The organism is Bradyrhizobium cedriense (assembly GCF_054602315.1).
In genome coordinates, this window is sequence record NZ_JBTSWB010000008.1 from 351,109 (window position 1) to 374,371 (window position 23,263).

The window sequence follows — 23,263 nt, forward strand, 5'->3', positions numbered from 1 at the left end:
GTATTTACGATTTCTCGACAGGTTTCGCGAATGACCATGGCTGCGGCGATGCAAAGCCGGACGGCAGATCTGCCCGCGCGGTCGAAAGCGAGCCGTATCGCGCAGGTCGATATCGTGACCGACCTGGCCGAAGCCGAGCCGGTCTGGCGCGCCTTCGAGAAGAGCGGCCACCTCTTCACGCCCTACCAGCGTTTCGACCTGCTCGGCCCGTGGCAACGACAGGTCGGCGCCCACGAAGGCGCCCGGCCGCTCATCGTGATCGCCCGCGATGCCGATCGCCAACCGCTCCTGCTGCTGCCGCTCTCGCAACGCCAAGGCCACGGCGTGCGCACGGCCTGCTTCATGGGCGGCAAGCACACGACCTTCAACATGGGCCTGTGGAACGCCGAGTTCGCGGCGCAGGTTGCCACTGCCGATCTCGACGCGCTGCTCGCGCGGCTGGGCGAGCATGCCGACCTGCTGGCGCTGACGCAACAGCCGATGCGCTGGCACGACCAGAGCAACCCGTTTGCGCAACTGCCGCGGCAGAGCGCGATCAACGGCTGCCCGCTGCTGGTGATGGAGCCGGGCGGCCCGCCGCCGTCGCGGATCAGCAACTCCTTCCGCCGCCGCCTCAAGAGCAAGGAGAAGAAGCTCCAGGCGCTCGCCGGCTATCGCTATCACCTCGCCACCTCGGACGCAGACATCACCCGCCTGCTCGACTGGTTCTTCCGCGTCAAGCCGGTGCGGATGGCAGAGCAAAAGCTCCCGAACGTCTTCGCCGAGCCCGGCGTCGAACAGTTCGTCCGCAGCGCCTGCCTGGCACCGCGCGGCGACGGCCGTGTCATCGACATCCACGCGCTGGAATGCGACGACGAGGTGATCGCGATCTTCGCCGGCGTCGCCGACGGCCAGCGCTTCTCGATGATGTTCAACACCTACACGATGTCCGAGCACGCGCGCTACAGCCCCGGGCTCATCCTGATGCGCTACATCATCGACCGCTGCGCCGAGCGCGGCTACCGCTCGCTCGACCTCGGCATCGGCTCGGACGAGTACAAGCGGATGTTCTGCAAGGACGACGAGGACATTTTCGACAGCTTCGTCCCCCTGACCTCTCGCGGCAGGCTCGCGGCTATGGCGATGTCCTCGCTCAGCCGCGGCAAGCGGCTGGTGAAGCAGAACCAGATGCTGTTCGACATGGCCCGACGGCTGCGGCAGGCGTTCGGGTAAGACACTCTCGAATCGCGAGGCCCTCTTGCCTCCCGGCACAACCGCAGATGAACATTCACGAGAGGTCGTCATGCCCGGGCTTGTCCCGGGCATCCACGTTCTTTGCACAACTGACAAGACGTGGATGGCCGGGACAAGCCCGGCCATGACGCTGTGGAGAGAAGGGTGAGCCTACGCCGCCACGACGCGCGGGGCTTCCACGACACCTGACGGCTGCACGGGCTTGCTCAGCATCGTCACGTCGCTGAAGCCGACGGCCCTCAGCTGCTCGCACATCAGTGTGCGCGCATCCGGTGCCATCGACGCATCGGGCACCACGACGGCGCGGGCATGCGCCGTCAGCAGTTCGGCCGGGAGGTCGGAGGCGCCGCCGGCGTCGACCAGCACGTGATCGTAGGCGCGCAGCAGAGCGTCGATCGCGAGCGCAACGCGCGGCGATTGCAGCAGGCTGCGGTCGAAGCCGGGACGGCCGGCCAAGACCAGATGCAGCCGCGAGAGCTTGTCCCGGGTGATGATTTGCGCGAACGACGCCTCGCCCTGCATCAGTTCGGCGAGGCCCGGAGCCGACGCATCGACAGAGACCGCGGCAATCGTCGGCGAGGATGCGGCGAGATCGACCACGACGACGCGCGCATCGCGCGAAAGGTACCGGGCCAGCGTCAAAGTCGACAAAGTGATCGCTTCGCCGGGGGCGGTACCGAGTACGGTGACCTTCTTGGCCGAAGGACCAGCGGCGCGCAGGCTTTCGGCCAGACGTTCGATCTCGGTGAATTCGGTGGCCTCCACCTCGGCCGCCATCTGCGGCTGCAGCGGCGCGGGCTCTGTCGAGACCGGGACGACGTCCGGATCGGTGATCGCATCGACAGTCGGCTCGACGGCCGGCTGGACAAGCGGCTCCCGACGCACCTGCGCCTGGACCGGACCAAGCGCAGCCGCCACGCGCGGCGCGGTCTGGCGCAGCAGCTCACCGGTGATGACGACGCCGGACGACAGCAGCAGCGTCGCGATGGTCGCGATCAGCACGATCGGCAGCTTCTTTGGATAGGCCGGTGTGTTCGAGACGATGGCGCGCGAGATGATGCGGCCATCCGTCGGCGCAGTGTCGATGGTCTCGCGGGTATTGGCCTCGCGATACTTGGCCAGATAAGTCTCGAGCAGATCGCGCTGCGCCTTGGCTTCGCGCTCGAGCGCGCGGAGCTGAACGTCCTGGCCGTTGGTCGAGGCCGCCTGCTTCTTGAGCTGCTCGAGGCTCACCGTCAGGCCATCGACCCGGCCGGCAGCGATCCGGGCGTCGCTTTCGAGCGAGCGCGAGATCTTGGCCGCTTCGTCGCGAATCTGATTGTCGAGATCGCCTAGCTGCGCCTTCAGCTCCTTGATCCGCGGGTGATTGCCGAGCAGCGTAGACGATTGTTCGGCGAGCTGCGCTCGCAAGGTCACCCTCTGTTCCGACAGCCGGCGCATCAATTCGGAGTTCACGACCTCGGATGCCTCGATCGGCTTGCCGCTCTGGAGCATCTCGCGGATCAGGCGCGCCTTGGACTCCGCGTCGGCCTTCATCGAGCGCGCATTGTTGAGCTGGGTATTCACCTCGCCCATCTGCTGGTTCGACAGTGTGGTGTTGTTGGTGCCGACGAACAGGCTGGACTTGGAACGGAAGTCCTCGACCTTGGCCTCGGCATCCGAGACCTTCTTGCGCAGGCTCTCGATCTCGCCGGCCAGCCACTGGCTGGCGTTCTTGGCCTGCTCCTGACGTACCCCCTGCTGGAGCACGAGATAGCCGTCAGCGATCGAATTCGCGACGCGGGCGGCGAGCTCGGGATCGGCGGACTGGAATTCGACCACGATCACGCGCGACTTGTCGACCGCGTAGGCCTGCAGGCGTTCGTAATAGGCATCGAGCACGCGCTCTTCCGGCGTCATTGCGAATGGATCGCGGCCGATGCCGATCAGCGCGGCGAGCGACTTCAGCGGCGAGATGCCTTGCAGCACCGGGTCGAATTCAGGGCGTTCCGCAAGCTTGTTCTTCTTGATGATCTCGCGCGCCAGATCGCGCGACAACACCAGCTGCACCTGACTGGTGACGGCCTCGGCGTCGAGCGCCTGACGCTCCTCGGTGCGATCGCTGTTCGGGCGCAGGAACACGTTCTCGCGGCCGTCGATCAGAATGCGGGTTTCGGACTTGTAGCGCGGGGTGACGAGATTGACGATGGCGAGGGACGCGACGAGCGCCAACACCGTTGGCACGATGATCCAGCCGCGCTTGCGCGCCAAAGCCGCGCCGAGCGCGTGCAGGTCGATGTCGCCGGACTCGACTTGCGCCTGCTTCGTGACGACGGGCGCAGACCTTGCTTCGGCTTCGACCTTGGCTTCGATGTCGGCTTGGACCTTGGACTCGGCTTTGGGCTTGGACTTCGCAACCGCCCGCTCGATCACCGCCTTGTCCTTGCCGGCACGCCAGAACGCTAAACGCATCGAACACTCCCGCAGGGCAACGCTGCGACTCTATCTCAACCGGGGCGATTACACTCCATTAAGGTTGCCGCTGGGTTAATCGCTGCGACGGGCGACATCCCCCACGCACCCCGTCACCATTTGTTAACCACGAGGCCCCTTAATCCCCCTCGATTATTTCGCGAGAATTGTTCGGCAGTCGCCGTCGAGCTGGTTTTGATCATGCCCCCCTCTCCCGACCGGCCGCTTCGCATCCTCCACGCCGTGCGTGCTCCGGTCGGCGGCATTTTCCGCCATATCCTCGATGTCGCCAACGGCCAGGTCGATCGCGGCCATCATGTCGGCATCCTCGCAGACAGCCTCACCGGCGGCGAGCGCGCCGACAAGGCGCTGGCCGAACTCGCGCCGCGGCTGACGCTAGGCGTGCACCGGCTTGCGATCCGCCGCGAGCCGTCCCCCGACGATGTCCTGGTATGGCTTCGCATGCGGCGCCTGATCGCCATGCTCAAGCCCGACGTCCTGCACGGCCATGGCGCCAAGGCCGGCGCCTTCATCCGCATGCGGCGGCGCTCGGACGACACCATCCGCATCTACACGCCGCATGGCGGCTCGCTGCATTATCCCCTCAACACCTTCAAGGGCGAGTTCTACGCCCGGCTCGAACGCGCGCTGATGGATTCGACCGACCTGTTCCTGTTCGAGAGCGCGTTTGCCCGTGACACCTATCAGCGCATCGTCGGCACGCCCAAGGGCGTGGTGCATTGTGTCTTCAATGGCGTGACGCCGGAGGAATTCGAACCGGTCGTCATCGCCGAGGATGCCACCGACATCTGCTACGTGGGCGAGTTTAGGCACATCAAGGGCGCGGATCTGCTGGTCGACGCCGTGGCGCGCCTGCACGAGGGCGGCAACAAGGTCACCCTCACGCTCGGCGGCGACGGCGAGGAGACGGCCGCGCTGAAGGCGCAGGTCGAGAGGCTCGGGCTGTCCGGTTCAATCCGCTTCATCGGTCACGTCAAGGCGCGCTACGGCTTCTCCAAGGGGCGGCTGCTGGTCGTCCCCTCGCGCGGCGATTCCATGCCTTACGTCGTGATCGAGGCCGGCGCCGCGGGCATTCCGATGATCGCGTCCCGCATCGGTGGGATTCCCGAGATCTTCGGCGCCGACAACCCCGCCCTGTTCGCGCCGAGCAATCCCGAGGCCATGGCGGAGGCGATCGCCGGGGCGCTGCAAGATCCACAAGTGACGGCGCAGCGCGCACTGTCCTTGCGCGAGCGCATCTCGGCACATTTCTCGCAGGCCGCGATGGTCGAGGGCGTCCTCGCCGGCTATCACGACGCATTTGCAAATCATTAACCATCCTTAAGCTCGCTTTAGAGAATCTTCCGATTTGTCCGATAATCGAGGCGCCAGGGGATGCTTGTCCGGGCGCGATGCCGTGCCGCGGGCTTTGGAATGGACGTGGACGCCGTGGAACCGCTCAACGCACGCTCGATGCTCGATGCCGCGACCAGTGCCGCGGCGAAGCCTGCTGACCAGGCCTTCGTGGAGCGCCGCCGCCGGCTCTCGCCCACCGCGCTCGAAGTGGTCAACCAGAAGGTCGCCCGCGCCTATTCGCCGATCGTGATCGCTGGTTTCGTCCGGCTCGCCGATTTCGCGCTGCTGAGCCTCGTCGGCATCGCCCTTTATGTCGGCTATGTCATGCCGCTCTCCGGCTTCAGCTGGGTCTATCCTGCGGAGGTCGTCGCCGTCGCCATTGCAGCGGTCGTTTGCTTCCAGGCCGCCGACATCTATCAGGTGCAGCTGTTCCGCGGGCAACTCCGGCAGATGACGCGGATGATCTCGTCCTGGTCGTTCGTCTTCCTGCTGTTCATCGGCATCTCGTTCTTCGCCAAGTTCGGCAGTGAAGTGTCGCGGCTATGGCTTGCCGCTTTCTATGTCCTCGGGCTCGCCGCGCTGACGGCCGAGCGCCTGGTGCTGCGCTCGCTGGTGCGCGGCTGGGCGCGCCAGGGGCGGCTCGACCGCCGCACCATCATCGTCGGCTCCGACCGCAACGGCGAACAACTGGTCGAGGCGCTGAACGCTCAGGAAGACTCCGACATCCATATCCTCGGCGTGTTCGACGACCGCAACGACAGCCGCGCGCTCGACACCTGCGCCGGCGCGCGCAAGCTCGGCAAGGTCGACGACATCGTCGAATTCGCCCGCCGCACCCGCGTCGACCTCGTGCTGTTCGCGCTGCCGATCTCGGCGGAAACACGCATCCTGGAGATGCTGAAGAAGCTCTGGGTGCTGCCGGTCGACATTCGCCTGTCCGCGCACACCAACAAGCTGCGCTTCCGCCCCCGCTCTTATTCCTATCTCGGCGAGGTGCCGACGCTGGACGTGTTCGAGGCGCCGATCACCGACTGGGACCTGGTGATGAAGTGGCTGTTCGACCGCCTCGTCGGCAGCCTCGCGCTGCTCGCAGCCCTGCCGGTCATGGGACTGGTGGCGCTGGCGGTGAAGCTCGACAGCCCCGGCCCGGTACTGTTCCGCCAGAAGCGCTTCGGCTTCAACAACGAACGCATCGACGTCTACAAATTCCGCTCGATGTACCACCATCAGGCCGACCCGACTGCCTCCAAAGTGGTGACCAAGAACGATCCGCGCGTCACCCGCGTCGGCCGCTTCATCCGCAAGACCAGCCTCGACGAGCTGCCGCAGCTCTTCAACGTGGTCTTCTCCGGCAACCTCTCTTTGGTCGGCCCGCGTCCGCATGCTGTGCAGGGCAAGCTCCAGAGCCGCCTGTTCGACGAAGCCGTCGACGGCTATTTCGCCCGCCACCGCGTCAAGCCGGGCATCACCGGCTGGGCCCAGATCAACGGCTGGCGCGGCGAGATCGACAATCAAGAGAAGATCCAGAAGCGCGTCGAATTCGACCTCTATTACATCGAGAACTGGTCGGTGCTGTTCGACCTCTACATTCTGCTGAAGACGCCGATCTCGCTGCTGACCAAGAACGAGAACGCGTATTGAGTTTTCCGTCATGCCCTGGCTTGACCGGGGCATCCAGTACGCCGCAGATCCGGCCGTTTTCTGCAACGCGCGCCGCGGAATACTGGATCGCCCGGTCAAGCCGGGCGATGACAGCGGTGTTTGTGGCGTACAAGTAGCGTAAGCTTATGAGCGTTTGATGGCGTATGCGGCGACAGCCGGCGAAGTGAACGCAGCCGCACCGGCTGCACCCGGCGTGCTGGCGCTGCAGCGCGCGCTGGTGTGGCTGGTCGGCGCCTGCGGCGCGATCGTGTTCATCGAGCCGAGCCCCTACGAGGTCGCGACATTGCTCGCGACAATCACGTTCTTCGCTACCGGCCTGCGCCTGAAGCTCGCGCTGATGCCGCTGGTCGCGTTGCTGGTCCTGCTCAATGTCGGCTACACGATCAGCGCGATCCCGCTGTTCGAGCAGTCCGCGGTGGCGACCTGGATCGCAACCTCCTGGTACATGGCGGTGACCGTGGTGTTCTTCGCCATGGTCATTGCCGAGGACACGACTGCCCGGCTCGACATGTTGCGGCGCGGGCTCGTGGTCGGCGCGATGATTGCCTCGCTGTTGGCGGTCGCCGGCTACTTTCACCTGGTCCCTGGCGGCAACGACCTCCTGACGCTCTATGGGCGCGCGCGCGGCACCTTCAAGGACCCGAACGTGCTCGGCGCCTTCTTGATCCTGCCGGCGCTGTTCGCGCTCCAAAGCGTCGTCTCCGACAAGTTGGCGAAAGCCTTCCGCAACGTCATCGCCTTCGCCATCATGTCGCTGGCGATCCTGCTCGCCTTCTCCCGCGCCGCCTGGGGCGGGCTGGTGCTGACCTCCGCCTTCATGCTGGCGCTGATGGTGCTGACGAGCCGCACCAATGCGCAGCGATCGCGCATCGTCATCATGGCGATCGTCGCCGCGGTGCTGGGCCTCGCGCTGGTCGCGGTGCTGCTGTCGCTCGATTCCACCGCCGAGATGTTCAAGCAGCGCGCGAGCTTCGACCAGAGCTATGACGAGGGCCGCTTCGGCCGGTTCGGCCGGCACATCCTCGGCGCGGAGATGGCGCTCGACCTGCCGTTCGGCATCGGCCCCCTGCAATTCCACCGCTTCTTCCCCGAAGACACCCACAACTCCTACCTGAACGCCTTCATGTCCGGCGGCTGGCTTTCCGGCGTGTGTTATCCCGCGCTGGTCTTCACCACCGTCATCATGGGCTTCAGGCACATCTTCGTCCGTGTGCCGTGGCAGCGCACCTATCTCGCGGTGTTTTCCGCCTTCCTCGGCACGGTCGGCGAAAGCTTCGTGATCGATACCGATCATTGGCGGCACTTCTGGATGATGCTGGGCGCGATGTGGGGCATGATCGCGGCCGCGCAGGCCTACAAGATCAAGACCGGCGACGAAGCAACTTCAGCTTGAAAGCGGGACGAAGCCAAGATAGCGCCTAGGCCTCCACCCTGAACGTCAGCCCGGCGTGATCGACCAGCCGCTTGATCAGCTTGTGCTGCATCGCACCGCCCGGCGTCCAGAAGCCGCCGGGAACATCCGTCGCATCACGCAGCAGGCAGATCGCGCATTCGGAGATCATCTTCGAGGTCGAGCCGTAGCCGGGATCGCGGTCGCCGGTGACGCCGGCGCGGACCTGACGACCGTCCGGTGCGATCGCGACATAGAGCAGATCGAACAAGCCGTTCTCGCGCTCTTGCTTCGAAGGCCCCTCGCCCGGCTTCGGCGCGTTCGGGCCGGTCTTCTCGGCATTGGCTGCCATCACGCGCTTGGCGTTGGCCTCGCCCTTCTCTCCGGGACCGGTCAGGACCATCTCGTCGTAAACGAAGTCCTTGCCGTAGGGAAAGCCCATCAGCATGTTGGAACGATGGACGTTGCGGGTGTTGATCAGCGCCATCATGAAGGGCGCGGCCCAGGATTGCAGATCCTCCTCGTAGGCAGCCCTGTTGCCCTTGGGCTGCTTCGGCCCGGTGAACCCCGGCGTCAGCGCAAAATGATCGTTGAGAATGGCGACGAGGCTGAGATCCTTGGCAACCGCATCGAAGGTTGCCTTCGCACTCGCCGCGGTGCCGCCCGACAGCGTGCCGCGCATGTCGCGCACACGGCCCTTCACGCGCGCGGCCGGCGCGCCGAACGCGCGCCTCGCCTCTTCCTGGACGAAGAACGTGCCGAGCTCGAACGGCACGGAGTCGTACCCGCAGGAAAACACGATGCGTGCGCCGCTCGCCTGGGCCGCCGCCTCGTACTTGTCGATCATCTGCCGCATCCAGACCGGCTCACCGCAGAGATCGAAATAGTCGGCACCGGCAGCGACGCAGGCCGCAAGCAGCTCCTCGCCGTAAAACTGATACGGTCCAACCGTCGTGATCACCGATTTGGTCTGCGCCACCATCGCCTTCAGCGACGAAGCGTCCGACGCATCCGCCACGATCAGCGGCGTGTCGGCGGGCGCGCCAATGGCCTCGCGCACCGATTTCAGCTTGTCGAGGCTGCGGCCCGCCATCGCCCATTTCAGGGACTTGTCGTCCTTGTAATGCGTCGCCAGATATTCGGCGACGAGCTGGCCGGTAAAGCCGGTCGCGCCGTAGACGACGATGTCGAATTTCGCAGAGCTCATGGTCGGCCTTTACTTCTTCGCGTAACTCACGCCCATGCCGGCACGGACGTCGCTTTGAATGCCATAGGGCGGGATCGGATAGCGCAGGCCGTTCCTGGCGAGCGCCTTCATGCCTTCAACTGCCTTGGCGAGATGCGAGGGCTTCAAGGCCATCAGCATCTCCTCGTCCGGCACGCCGCCATAGCGCCGTTCGGCATAGCATGGCAAGGACAGGCTGGGCTCGCCGGTCTTGAGCGCCCGCCCCCAGGAATCCGCGCACGCGGTCTCGCCGACCACGCCCCATTCGAACTTCTTGTAACCGGTATATTGCAACCCGTTGATCAGGATGATCATCTGCCCCGGCGTCGCATAGACGAGGCAGATGTCTGGCGGATCGAGCCGTCCGCTTGTGAGCGGACTGACGGCGAGCGCCTGATACTGCCCGAACGGAACCACGTCGAGCGCCTCCTGGCGCTTGCGGGCGTCCTCCGCTGTGCCGTGCCAGACGCCGACATAATTCGCACCCGACCGCCATGTGTCGTCCTGCGGCGCCAGCCCGATCACGGCGCGGCACTGCGCGCCGACCAAATCCTCGGCGGTGATGCCGACGGTCCATCCCAGGCGCGCGGCCATGCTGACGATCTGGTCGGTGGTGTGGATTGCATTCGGCCGGCGGATCTTCGGGATCGCCTCCATCTCGGCCGCTTGCGCGAAAAGCTTCATGCCGATCACCGTCGTCTTCAGCCGCAGTAGGCCGTTGAGATCGGCGACGAGGCCGGCAAGATCGATTCTTTCTGCGCTCTGCTCCTGCATGGCGGTCCCTCCCGGCCGGCGATCACGCGCCGTGTGTTCTTGTTCTCAGGCCTCGTTCTAGTCCTTGCCCGGTCCCGGAAGCAACTCGCCGGTCCTGCCCATCAGACGGTACGCCACGAGGCCGATCCACTCGCGGACGGCCACTTCGGTCCGTCGCAGCCCGTCCGCGGCCATATTGGTGAAGGAAAAAAGATCGTCACGCCCTCCCATCCGCCAGTCCACCGGATAGGCCTCGACGTCGAATCCGGCCTTGCGGAAGATGCCCATCGAGCGCGGCATATGAAACGCCGAGGTGACCAGGAGCCAGCGCTCGCCCGGCTTGGGGGCCACCATTTGTTTCGTGAAGATCGCGTTCTCCCAGGTGTTGCGGGAATCGCGCTCGAGGATCAGGCGCTCCTTCGCGATGCCGAGATTCTCCAGGATTGGCGCGGAGTAGTCGGCCTCCCTCGCCTCGGTCGAAACCAGGTTCGCCGTGCCGCCGGTGAAGACGATGCGCGCGTTCGGATATCGGCGCGCAAGCTCGGCCGGCGCGAACAGACGATCGGCCGCGTGCGCGACGACCGGCGTGCGATGCGCCGCCGACAGATCGGTGTCGACCGAGCCGCCGAGCACGATGATGCCGTCGGGCGCGCCACGCGACGGATCCCAGGCCGGGAAGCGAGACTCCAGCGGATAGACCAGAAGGTTGCCGAGCGGCGAGAACGCCGCGAGCGCCAGCAGCACCAGTGTGATCACCGCGAGCCTGCGGCCAAGCGCGGCAAAGCGCGTCGCCATCAGCAGCAGTGACAGGATTCCGAGCTCGACCAGGAGGTTGATCGGCAGCAGCGCGGTGCCGAGCGTCTTGGAAAGAACGAAATACAGGGGAGCCTCGCTGGAATCGTCTTGTCCCGTCCGTGCGGGGCTTGACCGGCCCGCACTTCTTCAGAAATCTTCTTGAAAGAGGATCGATCGCCGGGTCAAGCCCGCGGCCGATGAAACCGACCGGACGCGGCACATGACCCATCATCACCTGCATTCCAGCCCCGAAACCTGCCATTGGGGCTTCTTCGAAGCCGCGCTTCAGCCCGTCCTCACCATTGCGAGCGGCGACGAGGTGACGGTCGATACCATCAGCGGCGGACCCGACATGCTGCCCGATCGGGACAAATTTCACATTCCGCCCGAGATGCACGAGGTTCATGCCAGGAACGAGCGCATGCTGCCCGGCCACATCCTCACCGGTCCGATCGCAATCGAAGGCGCCGAGCCCGGCGACGTGCTCGCGGTCGAGATTCTCGACGTCCAGCTCCGGCAGGATTGGGGCTGGAACATGATCAAGCCGCTGTCCGGCACCCTGCCCGACGATTTCCACGAGACGCGTATTCTCAACATCCCGCTGGACCGCACGCGGATGGTTGGCCGCATGCCGTGGGGCCTCGACCTGCCCCTCAAGCCGTTCTTCGGCGTGATGGGGGTTTCGCCGCCGCCCGCCTGGGGCCGCATCTCATCGCTGATTCCGCGCGCGATGGGCGGCAATCTCGACAACAAGGAGCTCGGCGCCGGGGCGACGCTGTATCTGCCCGTGTTCGTGCCGGGTGCGATGTTCTCCTGCGGCGACGGCCATGGCGTGCAGGGCGACGGCGAGGTCTGCGTCACCGCGATCGAGACCGCGTTGCAGGGCCGCTTCCGCCTGACGCTGCGCAAGGATATCAGGCTCGACTATCCCCGCGCCGAGACCGCGACGCACTACATGACCATGGCGATGGACCCCGATCTCGATCAGTGCGCGGTGCGTGCGCTGCGCGACATGATCGCGCTGCTCGGCGAAAAGCGAAACCTCTCGCGCGAGGACGCCTACACGCTGTGCAGCCTGGCCGCCGATTTGCGGGTGACCCAGACCGTCAACGGCGCCAAGGGCATCCATTGCATGATCGAAAAAGCGATCGTGCACGGCTGAGCCGCCGCGCCCCTTCCCACACCCGCCGACATCAAGCCGCCGCCCGGGCTTTCCGGCGGCGCGCCGCGCCATGTTCGATTCACAAGCGATTTCAAGGGGCTGAGTTGGTGCCCTGGGCCCGATTTGACTCCCACCCCCGAACCTAAATAGAGTCTTAATCGTTACTTTTATGTACCCGAGTAAGAGGCTAGCGTTCGGCCATGGCCACCGAAAAAGCCGAGACTGACCGCATTCCCGTAACCTTGGCGCTCTCGACCATCGCGTATCTCGAAAAACTGGTGAGACAGGGCACCCACGGCACCAGCGTTCCCGGCGTCGCACGTACCTTGATCGAGGAAGGCATCCGTCTCGCCATCAAGGACGGGCTCCTGTCGATCCGCGACAATGGCAGGACGTGAGCGCGCGCCGGACGTGAGGCGGACGGATTTCGAGCAGGCGGATGGCCGACATCTGCAACCTGGGACCGTTACACATGCCTGCTCTCTCACCAACCTGGACCGACGAACGCATTGAATTGTTGAAGCAGCATTTCGAGGCTGGCCTCTCCTGCCGCGAGATCGCCGCCGATATCGGCGTCAGCCGCAACGCCGTGATCGGCAAGCTGTCCCGGCTGAATCTGACGCGCGGCCGGAAGGTCGACGAGAGCAAGGTCCAGGACAGGAGCTCGGCGCGGGCCCGGCGGGCCGTGCCCCGGCTGCAATATGCGATGCTCGCAACGATCTATGGCGAGGCCGATGCACCCGCGGTCGCAGGCCCCATCGAGGAGGCCAATCGCTGCTCGCTACTGGAATTGTCCGAGAACCATTGCCGATGGCCGATCTCGACGCCGGGCGAAGATGATTTCTGCTTCTGCGGCAACACTGCCCCCGACGGCCAGCCTTATTGCGCCGGTCACAGCCGCCTCGCCTACCGGCCGCATGCGCGCGCACGCGTGATGCGCGGCTGAGAAAAATCAAAACCTCCGGCAGGGCATTGCCGGAGGTTTCGGGAGGCCTAGCATCAAGCCAGGAGCCATCGACGTTTCGACGTCGACTGCCACCAATATAGCTTACTAACTCAGGTAAGTAAATAAGTTTGAGGCTGACGGGATTGCATGGCTCTCGTCACTATTTCGCACGGTGTCCTAGACAACGCTCGGACATGGCCCCGGCAGTCTCGTACCGGGGCCATGCCGCATCGAGGGATCTTACCAGTTACGCTGAGCGCGAAGCAGCAGCGTGAAGCTGTCCTGATCCTTCAGCTCGTAGACAGCCGCCGGCTTTGCGGTGGCTGCGCTCCCGGCGTAAGCAACCGTGCCGGTGTACTTCTGGTCGATCCGGCTCCAGTTGAAATCACCCGAGAAGGTCAGGTTCTTGACCGGCGTCCAGCGGGTGATCACGCCAACCTGGGCGATGTCAAAGTCCGGATTGCAAGTACCGGTCAGAGCCAGAGCCGCCATCCCTGCGCTGCCGCAGATCAGCCCCTTGGCGGTGCTGGTGTAACGGACTGCACCGTATGCACCGTAGAGCGCTGTGTTCCAGTACGGATTCCAGTTGTGCGTGAACGCGCCACGCATACCATAGGTCTTCGTGAGTTCGAGCCCGGTACCGGCTCCGAAGACTGCGTCCGATACGCCAGCGAAACCAACGCTCTGGTAGGCGCCGTTCCCGCTGCCGCTGAACATCGAGTAACTGGTCGCCGCAAGGCTCTGGAAGTTATAACGGCTGGCACCCTCGGTGTAGACGCCCTGGATGTTGAGCACGTCGCCTGCGCCGGTCGGGATGTTCTTGATCGACAAGGCCAGTGCAGCGGCCCAGCCCCATTTGTCGGACGGTGCCCCGGTCGTCTCGCTGGCACCGTAGTATCCGGCGTGGTTGTCGTGAGCCGCCACCGAGGCCTGGAACAGGCCCCAGGCCTGGTCGACGCGCACCATGCCGACAATGTCCGGCGAACGTGAACCGCCGAGGTCATTGAGACCGTACGCGCCACCGATGATGCCGGCAGCCGTCGCTCCCGAGGTATTCCAGATGTTGGTCTGGTAGTAGGCGGTCTGATCCTGCGCCGAAATCGCGGCCGTGATGCCCTGCCCAAAGTCCGCAGTGTAAGTGAACTGGTTCACGCCGGTAACGGTGCCACCGCCGCCGACCAGCTGGTCGAAGTTGTTGCCCGGATAGTTCGTCCACGGCGCGTCGAATTGCGACACCGCTTTACCCATCGTGAAGCCGGCGAACTGAATGAAGGCGTAGTACACACCGAGCGAGCCGCCGGAGACCGAGCCGTTACCGTTCGTTCCGGAGGGAGCCGAATCATAGGCGGTCGCGCCGCCGGCAACTCCCGTGCCGGCGCCGGTGTAGCTGCCGGATGTCCAAGTGTACACGGCATCGAAATATGTGCGGACGACGCCGTATTCTGTCGCGGTGCGCGTGTCGATGTTGAGATCCGCGCGGGACCGCATCGAGTAGTAATTGGTCAAGCGGTTGTGCGCGCCGCTCACGCCGCTGAATTGAGCGTTGTAGTGACCGCCCGAGTTGAGCGCGACTTCGGCACGCAGATAGCCGCCCAGCTTGATGCAGGTGTCGGTGCCCGGGATGTAGTAGAAGCCGGCGCCGTACAGCGAGCAGATCTTGACGTATTCGATCGCTTTCGCCTTGACGGGCAGATCGGCTGCCTGCGCTCCACCCACGGCGATCAGACCCGCCGCGGAGCCGAGCAAAAGGCTCTTTACCATCTTCATGTAAACCTCCAAGTTGTCATCATGGCGAGGCGGGCCGAAGCGCCCCCCAATCCCCGCCTCTCAAAACCCGCTCAGCCGCTTCGCGCCTCCCGACACACCCGCTTGAACGCGAGGGACTTGAGCGATCCACCTGCAACGGAACGGTCGAGACTCTCCCCCACCGTCGGTCGCACTATGCATGCTAGAATTGGCTAATTAAAATAGTTTATGAAGTCAGCTTTCTGATTGAGCGACCGCTGTGTCGCAGCGGCAACAACAAAGGTGACCCGATCGACTGAGTGGGTCATATTTGTCAGTTTTGTAACAATTGCCCTGCCCTGCACTTGCGTCAGGGCAGGCTTGCGTGGACTATGGCACTCCACGAACACCGACCGGAACGATCGGTTCACGGAGTGACGCTGTGTCCGCGACGAGGAAAGAAGGAGCGCGCCTGCGCGCGATCGGCAATCTGGATATCATCAGGCGCTTCACCTGGGAGATATCGTCGATCAACATGTATCTCGAGGAGCTGCGTCAGTTCTGGGCGAGGACGCTCGGAATCAGCGGGCCGCAATGGCTGATCCTGATGGCCATCTCCGACCTCGACAAGGACGACGGCATCCCGGTCAACGTCGTTTCCAAGCTCCTCCACGTCGATCCGTCCTTCGTCACCACCCAGTCCAAGATGCTCGAGAAGAAGGGCCTGCTGCGCCGCCGCCCCTCGCCGACCGACGCCAGGGTGGTCCGGCTGTCCCTGACCGAGAAGACGCAGAAGCACCTGGCGAGCCTGAACGAGCAGTACAAGACCATCAAGGAATTCGTCTTCCAGGAGTTCGACGAGGCCGAGCTCACCGAATTCACCACCAAGCTCGCGACGCTCAAGACCCGTCTCGAAAAGGCCTGCGTCCGCCTGACCCTGGACTTCTGACGCCCGGTCTGTCCGGGCCGCCGCTAAAGCATGATCCGGAAAGTGCGCAGCGGTTTTCCGAAAAGATCATGCTCAAACAACAACCGAAAGCGATGACGGTTCATCCTAATCGGATGGCGCTTTAGATTCGCCCGACGCCGCCGAGCCGCGACTCGAGCCAATCGAAGATGTATTCGTTGGCAAGGCTCGGATTGTCGGCATGGCCCTGCGCGGCGCCCGTCTCCGCCGCAGTGAACACCTTCAGCATGACGTCCGAACTGCCGAGCCGGGAGCTCTGGACGATCTGACGCGCCCGGTCGGCCTTGAGCCAGCCGTCCTCGCCGAGCGTGATCAGCACCGGGCAGTCGGCGCTCGAGGCCATCAGCGGCGCATGCGGCACCGGGACGATGCTGACGTCGCTCATCGCGAACCGGCTGGCAAAGAAGGCCCGCTCGTGCAGGTCCCACAGGCCGCCGTCGCAGACGGCGGCGGCAAGCCGCGGCTCCTGCAACACCGCGCGCGCCACGAAGGATGAGCCCCAGCCATCGGCGATGATCCCGACGCGCGCGAAGTCGACGTCGCCGCGCGTCTCCAGGTAGTCCATGACGCCAGGGATCGCGCTCTCGAGATCCCGCCGCTGCAATAGCGCGTCGAGATAATCGTCGCGCTGGTCGCCGAAGAGGTCGAGTGCCAGCATCGAGAAGCCGCGCTCGCGCGCATGTGGCACGAGCTTGAACAGGAACTCTTCCTTGCGGTGACCGGGCTCGCCGATGCAGATCACGGTCGGAGCCCGCTCTTTCCCCGAAGGCGCAGGAAGGAAGTAACCCTGCAGCGAATGTCCGTCGAGCCAGGGTATCGTCACCACCTCGCCGGCCGGGCTGCGTGCCGCGAGGTAGCGGCGCGCGCATTCCTGCATCGCCAGCACCGCGACCCAGCGGCGCTCGTCGGCCGTGTCGAGCGGCATCGCCGCGGCGCCATAGTAGTTCATCGCGCGCAGCCAATTGCGCTGCGCGCTCGCCAGGTGCCCCTCCACGAACGCGGTCTCGGCGCGCTGCCGGTTGGTTTGCGCCAGCTTCTTCCACTCGCGATGCCAGGACCGGTCGTCGCCGCGCTTCAGCTGCCGTGCGATCATGAGGCATTCCGCGATCGTCGCGCCGCCCTCCTGGGCCGCAGTCAACAGCCGCGTGAACTCAGCGGAGATGTCCTCTCGTTCCGGGCAAAAGGTCCAGTCGTCTGAGAGGCATGCGGGCGTCATTGGGAGCTACGCTCTATCGTCGCGTCAACCCCGGATGACTAAACCATTTCCGTTCGCCGACCAAGCGGCCGTGCGCCCGATGAGAGGCGTTTCAGATCACCATCGCTTGAACATCGCAATCTCGCATGCGTGACATTCCGATCAATCATGGAGCGGCGGACCTTGGCAAGAGGTGGCACGCAAAAATTGCTCTGCTCACTCTTGCCATGATGGTCATCATACCCATATTCGCGCCCGCCCGGGGGCGGTGTCAGCCGAGCCGCCAACCGACCTCCTGCGTGAAACTTTCGTAGAAGGCGCGGTCGTAGGCCTGCTCGGGCGTGGCGCGCACGCGCTGGTCGAGGCGCTTTGCGTCCTCACCGACGAGAATGCGCCATCGCTCCGCCTTGACCCCGTCGAGGATGATCTTCGCCGCCTCCGCCGCCGTCGTCGGTGCATCCTCCAGGAAGCGGCGGGCGCGCTCGGCGAACACCGCCTGGATGTCCTCGTCCGACATCTTGTCGGCATCCGGCACGCCGGCTGCGATCATGCGCTTGCGGGTCAGCGCCACCTCGTCGGCGTTCAGCCGCTCCGAGCCGTCCGTGCTCTGGACCTTGCGCGAATTGGAGACGATCGAGGTGCCGATGTGACCAGGCATCACCACCGAGCATTTGACGTGCGGCGCGTGCAGGCGGAGATCGTTGATCAGCGCTTCGGTGAATCCCTTCACGGCGAACTTCGCCGAGCTGTAGGCCGTGTGCGCCTGGTTCATGCCGATCGAGGCCCAGAAGCCGTTGACGCTCGCGGTATTGACGATGTGGGCCTCGTCCGCGGCGACCAGCATCGGCAGGAAGGTGCGCACGCCGAGATAGACCCCGCCCCAGCAGATGTTGAAGGTGCGTTCCCACTGCTCGCGCGTGTTGGTGAACAGGCTGCCGCCGCCGCCGATGCCGGCATTGTTGAACAACAGATGGATCTTGTCCGTCTTCTGCTGCTCGGCGATCTCGTCGCGAAAACGCTTCAGATGATCCTCGATCGCGACGTCGGCGACATGCGTCGTGACGCGCAGGCCTTGCGGCAGCTTCTCGGTCTCGCAGAGCCGCTTGGTTTCGGCCATCGCGGCCTCGGAGACGTCGCACATCGCGACATTGCAGCCCTCGGCGACGAGCTGCCGCGCGAGCTCGCGCCCCATTCCCGTGCCGCCGCCGGTGATGACCGCGATCTTTCCAGCAAAATCCTTCATGGGACTTCGGTCCCTCCCCTTGTCGGTATGTTTCTTCGTCACAGCGCTTTTCGCCGGGCGCGCGCAAAATGTAGCAGCGCCTCATCCGCAAAGGAAAGCGGATCGTTGGTGCAACCTCGGCGTTATTTCGGCGCGCGAACTATTGTCATTCCGTATTCGGTCAGTGCACGGCTTTAGCTTTGTGACAGAGTCGCTTGCGGCGCATCCTTCGAGACGCCCGCCTGAGGCGGGCCCTCAGGATGAGGGCGGAGTATGGGGCGGCAATTTCAACGAGCACCACAGCCCCTTAGCCTCATCCTGAGGAGACCGCGAAGCGGTCGTCTCGAAGGACGAGGCGCTTGCTCCGGTGTCGCCCGAAGTACCAACACCCGCGCCGGCGCCACAATCGGGTATGTCCGTTTCCCGTATTTCTCCGGCTTCGGTTTATGGGCAATCTTTTTACAATCCGAATCGTCAAATGGACACCAGACGCTGGGTTGAGTCGGCCAAGCCGGCGTGTCGCTCGCGTGCAACAGGCTCTGGCACTCCGCTTGCATCCTTGTCGTGGTCAGAAACAACCGATGAGGTGACAGGAATGTTCGTGACCGTCGTTGCCGTGCTCTGCCGGCTTGGCGCAGCCAGCTCAGGCAGTTGCGTCGAGGAAATCGTGACCGACAGCAACATGACGCCCGAGATTTCGATGATGCAGTGCGCGGTCGGCGCACAGGCCCCGCTCGCGAAATGGATGGGCGAACATCCGATCTATCACGCCAACTGGCGCCTCGAGCGCTACAAATGCGTGCCGGGTCACTACGAGATCAAGGGCCACGCCTAAGGCCCCGCAAAACTACTGACGACAAGAGGAAACGCCCGGAGGCTGCCTCCCAGCGGGCCCCACCGCGCCAGCCCAATGTGATGGCGCAAGCCCTGTATCCCTCTCATATCCCACTAACCTCAGCTGCCGATCGCGATGCCTTGGCTGGCACTAGAAGCGGGCAACGATTCCTGGCGCATGGCGAGTTCGACGCGAGCACCGACACCGTACTCTTCACGAGACGTATATTTTCGACGATGGCCACAGCGATCCGCTGCGCTGGACGATCCACAAGATGGCTGGAGGCCAATACATCAGCCACGAAAATCGCCTGGACGGCGAAGCCGTGGGCGAGCAAGCCGGGTGCGTCTTTCACCTGGTGCAAGCAGCCGGGTTGGACTGAATAAGTCCCTCAACCGACCCCTCTTCTGCAAGGGCAACCATTCGTTGAACGGTTGCGATGACCTCGTCCGAGCTACGGTATCGCCCCTGCCGATGATCTCAAGTGGGCTTGTTCATGTTGTAGGTTCGCGGCAGCAGTGAGAATGCATTCATTATGAGCTTGCAAGCTATTCGAAGGCATCGTCACAGTGATGCCGACTACATCAGTGCGCGGCCGCTCTCAAAATAGCTCATCAAAGCACGAACCATCATGCTGACCGCAGACGAGATCATTCGCGTCAGGTCCTCTTTTGACCTTGCGTTCGCGAACGCCACCGACATGACAACGGCGTTCTACGATCGCATCTTTGAGCTTGCACCGGAATTCAGACCGATGTTTCCCGCCGACATGAGTCGTCTCAAGCAGGACTTCATCTCAAAGCTGGCGGTGCTCGTTGGCAGCCTCGATCAGACAACCGGACTGTTGTCCGGTGCAGACATGCTTGGCCGCAATCATCTGCGCTATGGCGTGAAGCCTGAGCACTATCCGGTCGTTGGCGAAGCATTGCTTTGGAGCCTGGCGCGAGGTCTCGGGCCACACTGGACCGATGACATCGAGCAGGCATGGCGCAAGGTTTACGCTGTCATTGCTCAACGCATGATTGCAACCAGTGAGAATTCGTCGCCCTCGCCGAGCACCGGCGTCATACCCAGATAACCTGAGTGCATGCGCGTCGACAGCTGCCCGCAGCCGTATCGACGTGTGATGATGCCGATCTTGATGACGCCGCCTGAAAACTCCGCGGCATTGGCTTGGCCACAACATGATATGAACGCGGTGATCGCCAGGAGAGTTGCGCCGCCCGCACTTCGCCGGTCCCGAGATCGCACCAACAAATCCTTCGTAGACCCATGACCCATCATTCGACGCCCCAAATAGTCGCGTAGTCGTTTCGCCATTAAGGTCTGCGATCGTGATACCTGACGAGGGCGTAGCACCTAGTCGTCCGCGCCCCGCGCTTTGCGGCCTGCTAGGCCGGCACCGTCCGCGACCGGAGCTTGTCTGCCGCACGGTCGACGGCGGCCCGGCGAGCGCGGAGCTAGGGCAGCGAGTCTGATTTGATCTTCGACAGGAGCTTCGGCGTTTGAGCGTTCTGCCTACCGAATATCGTGTCAGGTTTCACGCCGGCGCCAACCAGCTTCGCGAGCGGTAATTCACTGCCTGCACATCTTGCTGTGGTGCAGAGGATAAACACGCCATCGGCCTGGAGAAATCGCATGACGTCAGCCTTGGACAATCCGATCGCCAGGATCCCGCGTTTGGCTTCTGAAAAACGAACTTCTCCAAGGACTTCGCTACTGTGCATGGGGTTGTTTTGGCATTTTGGTCCGCCAACCGCAGAGCAGCCGTCTGATACCGGTCCACGCGCACACGTCGCTGCGGGACAAAAGCTCCGCGCCGACGATCGATCCATCGGACAAATGCTTTGAGAAAAATGGTCGGAGCGAGAGGATTTGAACCTCCGACCCCTAGTCTCCCAGACGAAGGTGATGCCGTAACGAAGCGTAACGAGACTGAACGCCCATAGCGTCAACTGACGTTGTTTTTCATTGATTTTTTAGCCTTGTTCAGGCACGTTACTAACGTCGGGTAACGGCCGCTAACGGCATCAAGACGTTACCCCACAGCACCTTGGGGTAACGGCATGGCTAAGACTAGGGCGCTATCCAGCCTGGCGATCGAGCAACTCAAGCCGCGCGCAGTTCGCTACGAGAAATCCGACGGCGGTGCCGCCGGCCTGTTCCTCGTGGTCCACCCCTCCGGCATCAAATCGTGGGTGTTTCGCTTCCGCTCCCCGGTCGAGCACGACGAGGTCGGTCAGCGCGCCCCTAAGAAGCTCACACTCGGGCCGCTGGCGCTCACACCCTCCCCGGCTCCGCCGCAGATCGGCCATCCTCTGACTCCCAGCCAAGCCCGCATGCTCGCTACGGCCGCGGCGGAGGACGTGCGGCGAGGGATCGACCCCACCCATGTCCGACGCCAGGAGAAGGCTGAAGCCAAGCGAGAGGCCGTCCGCGACAATACGATCGACGCGGCCATGATCGAGTTCCTAAAGCGGTACAAGGGGCGCAAGCGCCAAGGATTGCGCGAATCAACCCGCCTCCTCACGGCCCATTATTTCGGCCTTAAGCCGGATCCCGAGACCCCCGGGGAGTGGGAAAAGACCGGGAACGGCGTGCTCGGCAAATGGTCAGGCCGCCCCCTTGCCTCCATTGCCAAGCACGACGCCATCGTGCTGCTCGACTCCTTGGTTGACTCCGGTCGCGGCGTGACAGCCAACCGCACGCTTACCACCCTCAAGACGTTCTTCGACTGGTGCGTCGACCGTGACATGCGGGAAGCCTCTCCCGTCGCTTCGCTCGACGCCTTCGCACATGAAACCGAACGAGAGCGCAAGCTCTCCGCCGCCGAACTGGTTGCCGCTTGGAAAGTTGCTGATCGTGAGGGCTACCCCTTCGGCCGGCTCGTGCAATCCTTGATCCTGCTTGGACAACGGCGCGACGAGTTGCGAGCGCTGCCACGGTCCGAATTGGACCTTCGCGGTGCATCGCTAGTGCTCGACGATGGTGGCCGGTGGTGTGAGCCGTTATGGACCATCCCCAAGGAGCGGACGAAGAACGGACGCGAGCACCTTGTGCCGCTGAGCCCGCAAGCCGTCGACCTGCTGAAGTCCCTTCCCACCATCAAGGGCAAGGGCCTTCTATTCACGACGACCGGCGAAACGCCGATCAGCGGATTATCGAAGGCCAAAAAGCGCTTTGACGAAGCGATGTTAGCCGAGCTGCGCAAGGCGGATCCAGACGCGCAACTGGATCCATGGACGCTGCACGACCTTCGCCGAACCTTCTATTCCGGACTGCAAGCGCTGGGATTCTCAATCGAGATCGCTGAGGCGTGTGTGAACCACTCGTCCGGCGCTATTCGCGGCGTTGCCAGAGTCTACGCTCGACACAAGTATTTGCGGGAGAAGACGCAGGCGTTCGCAGCCTGGGCACGATATGTCGACGATCTGGTGAACAACCGTCCCGCGAGCAATGTGGTTCAATTCCAGAGGGAGCCCGCGTGAGCAAGTCAAAGTACAAGACCGCTCCCTTTGTGACTGGCAATCGTATGGGCGCCGTCGAAAGAGCGCTCCGTCTCGCTAATCATGACGTCACAATCCCCTGCCCTGCCGACGATTTCTTCGGTTCCATTGTCAAAGCCATCAAAGCGTTCAACGGTGCAAAACTGCGAAAGGCGTGCGCGGATGGCGGTCCAACGGCGGACCTAATTTTGAATCTGCTGTCGGAACGTCCCCTAAGCAGCGGCGACCGACGCTCTCTGGCGCACTTACTTGCCGGCGAACTCAATTCGGCCGGTCGCCCCCGTGACAAAGTGGCAGACGTTCGCGCTTATGTTGAATTGCTCGATGAAGCAAAGCGTAAATTCCCCGGCAAGGCCGCTGCGGAGCGCGCGGCGAACTGGGCTGCACAGGATCCGCGCGCTCGCAATAAATCGCCTTCAACCATTGAGCGCGACTTGGATCGAAAGCGTTCTTATTGGGCCGTCTGATCCACCGGTAGAAATACCACTTTCTTTTCGCCGCTAGATGGGGCGCGTCGCTTCGTGATGTTCTGTGCGAACAAGACAGGACAACACGTCAGATGACAATCATCAGTGATCACGATCCACTCATCACAACGACCCAGGTTCGCGCCCGCTTCGGGGGCGTAAGTCACATGTGGGTCGAGCGTCGTCTGAAAGACGACCCCACCTTCCCGCGGCCGATCTACATCGCGAAACGTCGCTTCTGGCGCCTCGGTGAACTCGCCGCATGGGAGCGCTCGGTCGCAGCGCGTCGCGAGCCCGTCGCGGCCTGATGTTGACAATCAACATTCAAGCAAACTGACAACATTCTCCAGCTCGACCGCCGGTGGGCCATCGG

The 23,263-nt window shown here is 63.6% G+C and carries 22 protein-coding genes; 14 read left to right on the forward strand and 8 right to left on the reverse strand.

The genetic code is table 11. The features are described 5' to 3' along the window. Positions 1 to 30 precede the first annotated feature (30 nt). The gene (locus ACYCVF_RS29515) at positions 31 to 1,212 is read left to right on the forward strand and encodes a GNAT family N-acetyltransferase (protein ID WP_459595384.1); all 1,182 of its coding nucleotides are present in this window, start codon (positions 31 to 33) and stop codon (positions 1,210 to 1,212) included. 171 nt (positions 1,213 to 1,383) lie between these two features. Here ACYCVF_RS29515 and ACYCVF_RS29520 read toward each other — a convergent pair whose 3' ends face one another. Continuing rightward, positions 1,384 to 3,684, reverse strand: a complete 2,301-nt coding sequence (locus ACYCVF_RS29520; protein ID WP_459595383.1) for a GumC family protein — start codon at positions 3,682 to 3,684, stop codon at positions 1,384 to 1,386. 201 nt (positions 3,685 to 3,885) lie between these two features. On the opposite strand from ACYCVF_RS29520, the gene ACYCVF_RS29525 reads away from it, so the two are divergent. From ACYCVF_RS29525 to ACYCVF_RS29535, 3 genes are all read left to right on the forward strand, one after another. Further along, the gene (locus ACYCVF_RS29525) at positions 3,886 to 5,019 is read left to right on the forward strand and encodes a glycosyltransferase family 4 protein (RefSeq protein WP_459595382.1); all 1,134 of its coding nucleotides are present in this window, start codon (positions 3,886 to 3,888) and stop codon (positions 5,017 to 5,019) included. 114 nt (positions 5,020 to 5,133) lie between these two features. After that, positions 5,134 to 6,681, forward strand: coding sequence for an undecaprenyl-phosphate glucose phosphotransferase (locus ACYCVF_RS29530; protein WP_459596435.1), 1,548 nt, complete (start codon positions 5,134 to 5,136; stop codon positions 6,679 to 6,681). 157 nt (positions 6,682 to 6,838) lie between these two features. Then, the gene (locus tag ACYCVF_RS29535) at positions 6,839 to 8,095 is read left to right on the forward strand and encodes an O-antigen ligase family protein (protein WP_459595381.1); all 1,257 of its coding nucleotides are present in this window, start codon (positions 6,839 to 6,841) and stop codon (positions 8,093 to 8,095) included. Between the two features lie 25 nt (positions 8,096 to 8,120). Here the strand turns inward: ACYCVF_RS29535 and ACYCVF_RS29540 are convergent, their stop codons facing one another. Genes ACYCVF_RS29540 through ACYCVF_RS29550 form a run of 3 tightly spaced genes read right to left on the reverse strand, consistent with a single transcriptional unit; the run spans position 8,121 to position 10,916 of the window. After that, the gene (locus tag ACYCVF_RS29540; RefSeq protein ID WP_459595380.1) at positions 8,121 to 9,299 is read right to left on the reverse strand and encodes a saccharopine dehydrogenase family protein; all 1,179 of its coding nucleotides are present in this window, start codon (positions 9,297 to 9,299) and stop codon (positions 8,121 to 8,123) included. Between the two features lie 9 nt (positions 9,300 to 9,308). Next, positions 9,309 to 10,091: a DUF169 domain-containing protein gene (locus tag ACYCVF_RS29545; RefSeq protein WP_459595379.1), complete on the reverse strand. Its 783-nt coding sequence runs from the start codon at positions 10,089 to 10,091 to the stop codon at positions 9,309 to 9,311. Positions 10,092 to 10,148: 57 nt separating this feature from the next. Then, complete coding sequence (locus tag ACYCVF_RS29550; protein WP_459596434.1) at positions 10,149 to 10,916, reverse strand: YdcF family protein; 768 nt, start codon at positions 10,914 to 10,916, stop codon at positions 10,149 to 10,151. A 169-nt stretch (positions 10,917 to 11,085) separates the two neighbouring features. Here ACYCVF_RS29550 and ACYCVF_RS29555 point away from each other — a divergent pair, with 169 nt between their 5' ends. The 3 genes from ACYCVF_RS29555 to ACYCVF_RS29565 all read left to right on the forward strand — a co-directional run bounded on the left by ACYCVF_RS29555 (position 11,086) and on the right by ACYCVF_RS29565 (position 12,973). Then, entirely contained in the window at positions 11,086 to 12,027 is a 942-nt protein-coding gene (locus ACYCVF_RS29555; RefSeq protein ID WP_459595378.1) for an acetamidase/formamidase family protein, read from the forward strand. Between the two features lie 200 nt (positions 12,028 to 12,227). Further along, positions 12,228 to 12,425: a hypothetical protein gene (locus ACYCVF_RS29560; protein WP_024341172.1), complete on the forward strand. Its 198-nt coding sequence runs from the start codon at positions 12,228 to 12,230 to the stop codon at positions 12,423 to 12,425. Between the two features lie 74 nt (positions 12,426 to 12,499). Next, the gene (locus ACYCVF_RS29565; protein ID WP_459595377.1) at positions 12,500 to 12,973 is read left to right on the forward strand and encodes a GcrA family cell cycle regulator; all 474 of its coding nucleotides are present in this window, start codon (positions 12,500 to 12,502) and stop codon (positions 12,971 to 12,973) included. A 240-nt stretch (positions 12,974 to 13,213) separates the two neighbouring features. On the opposite strand, the gene ACYCVF_RS29570 is transcribed toward ACYCVF_RS29565, so the two are convergent. Then, the gene (locus ACYCVF_RS29570) at positions 13,214 to 14,740 is read right to left on the reverse strand and encodes a porin (protein WP_459595376.1); all 1,527 of its coding nucleotides are present in this window, start codon (positions 14,738 to 14,740) and stop codon (positions 13,214 to 13,216) included. Positions 14,741 to 15,140: 400 nt separating this feature from the next. Between ACYCVF_RS29570 and ACYCVF_RS29575 the strand changes: the two genes are divergently transcribed. After that, complete coding sequence (locus ACYCVF_RS29575; RefSeq protein ID WP_459595375.1) at positions 15,141 to 15,647, forward strand: MarR family winged helix-turn-helix transcriptional regulator; 507 nt, start codon at positions 15,141 to 15,143, stop codon at positions 15,645 to 15,647. A gap of 121 nt (positions 15,648 to 15,768) precedes the next feature. On the opposite strand, the gene ACYCVF_RS29580 is transcribed toward ACYCVF_RS29575, so the two are convergent. After that, complete coding sequence (locus tag ACYCVF_RS29580; RefSeq protein ID WP_459595374.1) at positions 15,769 to 16,881, reverse strand: alpha/beta hydrolase family protein; 1,113 nt, start codon at positions 16,879 to 16,881, stop codon at positions 15,769 to 15,771. A 250-nt stretch (positions 16,882 to 17,131) separates the two neighbouring features. Further along, positions 17,132 to 18,103, reverse strand: coding sequence for an SDR family NAD(P)-dependent oxidoreductase (locus ACYCVF_RS29585; RefSeq protein ID WP_459595373.1), 972 nt, complete (start codon positions 18,101 to 18,103; stop codon positions 17,132 to 17,134). A 574-nt stretch (positions 18,104 to 18,677) separates the two neighbouring features. On the opposite strand from ACYCVF_RS29585, the gene ACYCVF_RS29590 reads away from it, so the two are divergent. The 3 genes from ACYCVF_RS29590 to ACYCVF_RS29600 all read left to right on the forward strand — a co-directional run bounded on the left by ACYCVF_RS29590 (position 18,678) and on the right by ACYCVF_RS29600 (position 19,995). Continuing rightward, complete coding sequence (locus tag ACYCVF_RS29590) at positions 18,678 to 18,917, forward strand: hypothetical protein (RefSeq protein WP_028178804.1); 240 nt, start codon at positions 18,678 to 18,680, stop codon at positions 18,915 to 18,917. Between the two features lie 166 nt (positions 18,918 to 19,083). Next, a complete protein-coding gene (locus ACYCVF_RS29595; RefSeq protein ID WP_459596433.1) occupies positions 19,084 to 19,299 on the forward strand; it encodes a DUF3833 family protein in 216 nt (71 codons plus the stop codon). A 249-nt stretch (positions 19,300 to 19,548) separates the two neighbouring features. Continuing rightward, a complete protein-coding gene (locus ACYCVF_RS29600) occupies positions 19,549 to 19,995 on the forward strand; it encodes a globin family protein (protein WP_459595372.1) in 447 nt (148 codons plus the stop codon). A 382-nt stretch (positions 19,996 to 20,377) separates the two neighbouring features. Here ACYCVF_RS29600 and ACYCVF_RS29605 read toward each other — a convergent pair whose 3' ends face one another. Then, positions 20,378 to 20,644: a hypothetical protein gene (locus ACYCVF_RS29605; RefSeq protein ID WP_459595371.1), complete on the reverse strand. Its 267-nt coding sequence runs from the start codon at positions 20,642 to 20,644 to the stop codon at positions 20,378 to 20,380. A gap of 339 nt (positions 20,645 to 20,983) precedes the next feature. Between ACYCVF_RS29605 and ACYCVF_RS29610 the strand changes: the two genes are divergently transcribed. From ACYCVF_RS29610 to ACYCVF_RS29620, 3 genes are all read left to right on the forward strand, one after another. Next, positions 20,984 to 22,405 (forward strand): tyrosine-type recombinase/integrase, encoded by a 1,422-nt coding sequence (locus tag ACYCVF_RS29610; RefSeq protein WP_459606434.1) that lies wholly within the window; start codon positions 20,984 to 20,986, stop codon positions 22,403 to 22,405. Then, on the forward strand, positions 22,402 to 22,890 hold the full coding sequence (locus tag ACYCVF_RS29615) for a hypothetical protein (protein WP_459606435.1): 489 nt from the start codon (positions 22,402 to 22,404) through the stop codon (positions 22,888 to 22,890). Before ACYCVF_RS29610 ends, ACYCVF_RS29615 begins: the two co-directional genes overlap by 4 nt. Positions 22,891 to 22,982: 92 nt before the next feature. Beyond that, on the forward strand, positions 22,983 to 23,198 hold the full coding sequence (locus ACYCVF_RS29620; protein ID WP_459606436.1) for a helix-turn-helix transcriptional regulator: 216 nt from the start codon (positions 22,983 to 22,985) through the stop codon (positions 23,196 to 23,198). The last annotated feature ends 65 nt before the right edge of the window (positions 23,199 to 23,263 follow it).

What these genes read in the sequence shown, in the direction of transcription:
- ACYCVF_RS29515 (WP_459595384.1), top strand. Translation starts at nt 31, where the DNA reads ATGACCATGGCTGCGGCGATGCAAAGCCGGACGGCAGATCTGCCCGCG.
- ACYCVF_RS29520 (WP_459595383.1), bottom strand. Translation starts at nt 3,684, where the DNA reads ATGCGTTTAGCGTTCTGGCGTGCCGGCAAGGACAAGGCGGTGATCGAG.
- ACYCVF_RS29525 (WP_459595382.1), top strand. Translation starts at nt 3,886, where the DNA reads ATGCCCCCCTCTCCCGACCGGCCGCTTCGCATCCTCCACGCCGTGCGT.
- ACYCVF_RS29535 (WP_459595381.1), top strand. Translation starts at nt 6,839, where the DNA reads ATGGCGTATGCGGCGACAGCCGGCGAAGTGAACGCAGCCGCACCGGCT.
- ACYCVF_RS29540 (WP_459595380.1), bottom strand. Translation starts at nt 9,299, where the DNA reads ATGAGCTCTGCGAAATTCGACATCGTCGTCTACGGCGCGACCGGCTTT.
- ACYCVF_RS29545 (WP_459595379.1), bottom strand. Translation starts at nt 10,091, where the DNA reads ATGCAGGAGCAGAGCGCAGAAAGAATCGATCTTGCCGGCCTCGTCGCC.
- ACYCVF_RS29555 (WP_459595378.1), top strand. Translation starts at nt 11,086, where the DNA reads ATGACCCATCATCACCTGCATTCCAGCCCCGAAACCTGCCATTGGGGC.
- ACYCVF_RS29560 (WP_024341172.1), top strand. Translation starts at nt 12,228, where the DNA reads ATGGCCACCGAAAAAGCCGAGACTGACCGCATTCCCGTAACCTTGGCG.
- ACYCVF_RS29565 (WP_459595377.1), top strand. Translation starts at nt 12,500, where the DNA reads ATGCCTGCTCTCTCACCAACCTGGACCGACGAACGCATTGAATTGTTG.
- ACYCVF_RS29570 (WP_459595376.1), bottom strand. Translation starts at nt 14,740, where the DNA reads ATGAAGATGGTAAAGAGCCTTTTGCTCGGCTCCGCGGCGGGTCTGATC.
- ACYCVF_RS29580 (WP_459595374.1), bottom strand. Translation starts at nt 16,881, where the DNA reads ATGACGCCCGCATGCCTCTCAGACGACTGGACCTTTTGCCCGGAACGA.
- ACYCVF_RS29585 (WP_459595373.1), bottom strand. Translation starts at nt 18,103, where the DNA reads ATGAAGGATTTTGCTGGAAAGATCGCGGTCATCACCGGCGGCGGCACG.
- ACYCVF_RS29590 (WP_028178804.1), top strand. Translation starts at nt 18,678, where the DNA reads ATGTTCGTGACCGTCGTTGCCGTGCTCTGCCGGCTTGGCGCAGCCAGC.
- ACYCVF_RS29600 (WP_459595372.1), top strand. Translation starts at nt 19,549, where the DNA reads ATGCTGACCGCAGACGAGATCATTCGCGTCAGGTCCTCTTTTGACCTT.
- ACYCVF_RS29605 (WP_459595371.1), bottom strand. Translation starts at nt 20,644, where the DNA reads ATGCACAGTAGCGAAGTCCTTGGAGAAGTTCGTTTTTCAGAAGCCAAA.
- ACYCVF_RS29610 (WP_459606434.1), top strand. Translation starts at nt 20,984, where the DNA reads ATGGCTAAGACTAGGGCGCTATCCAGCCTGGCGATCGAGCAACTCAAG.
- ACYCVF_RS29620 (WP_459606436.1), top strand. Translation starts at nt 22,983, where the DNA reads ATGACAATCATCAGTGATCACGATCCACTCATCACAACGACCCAGGTT.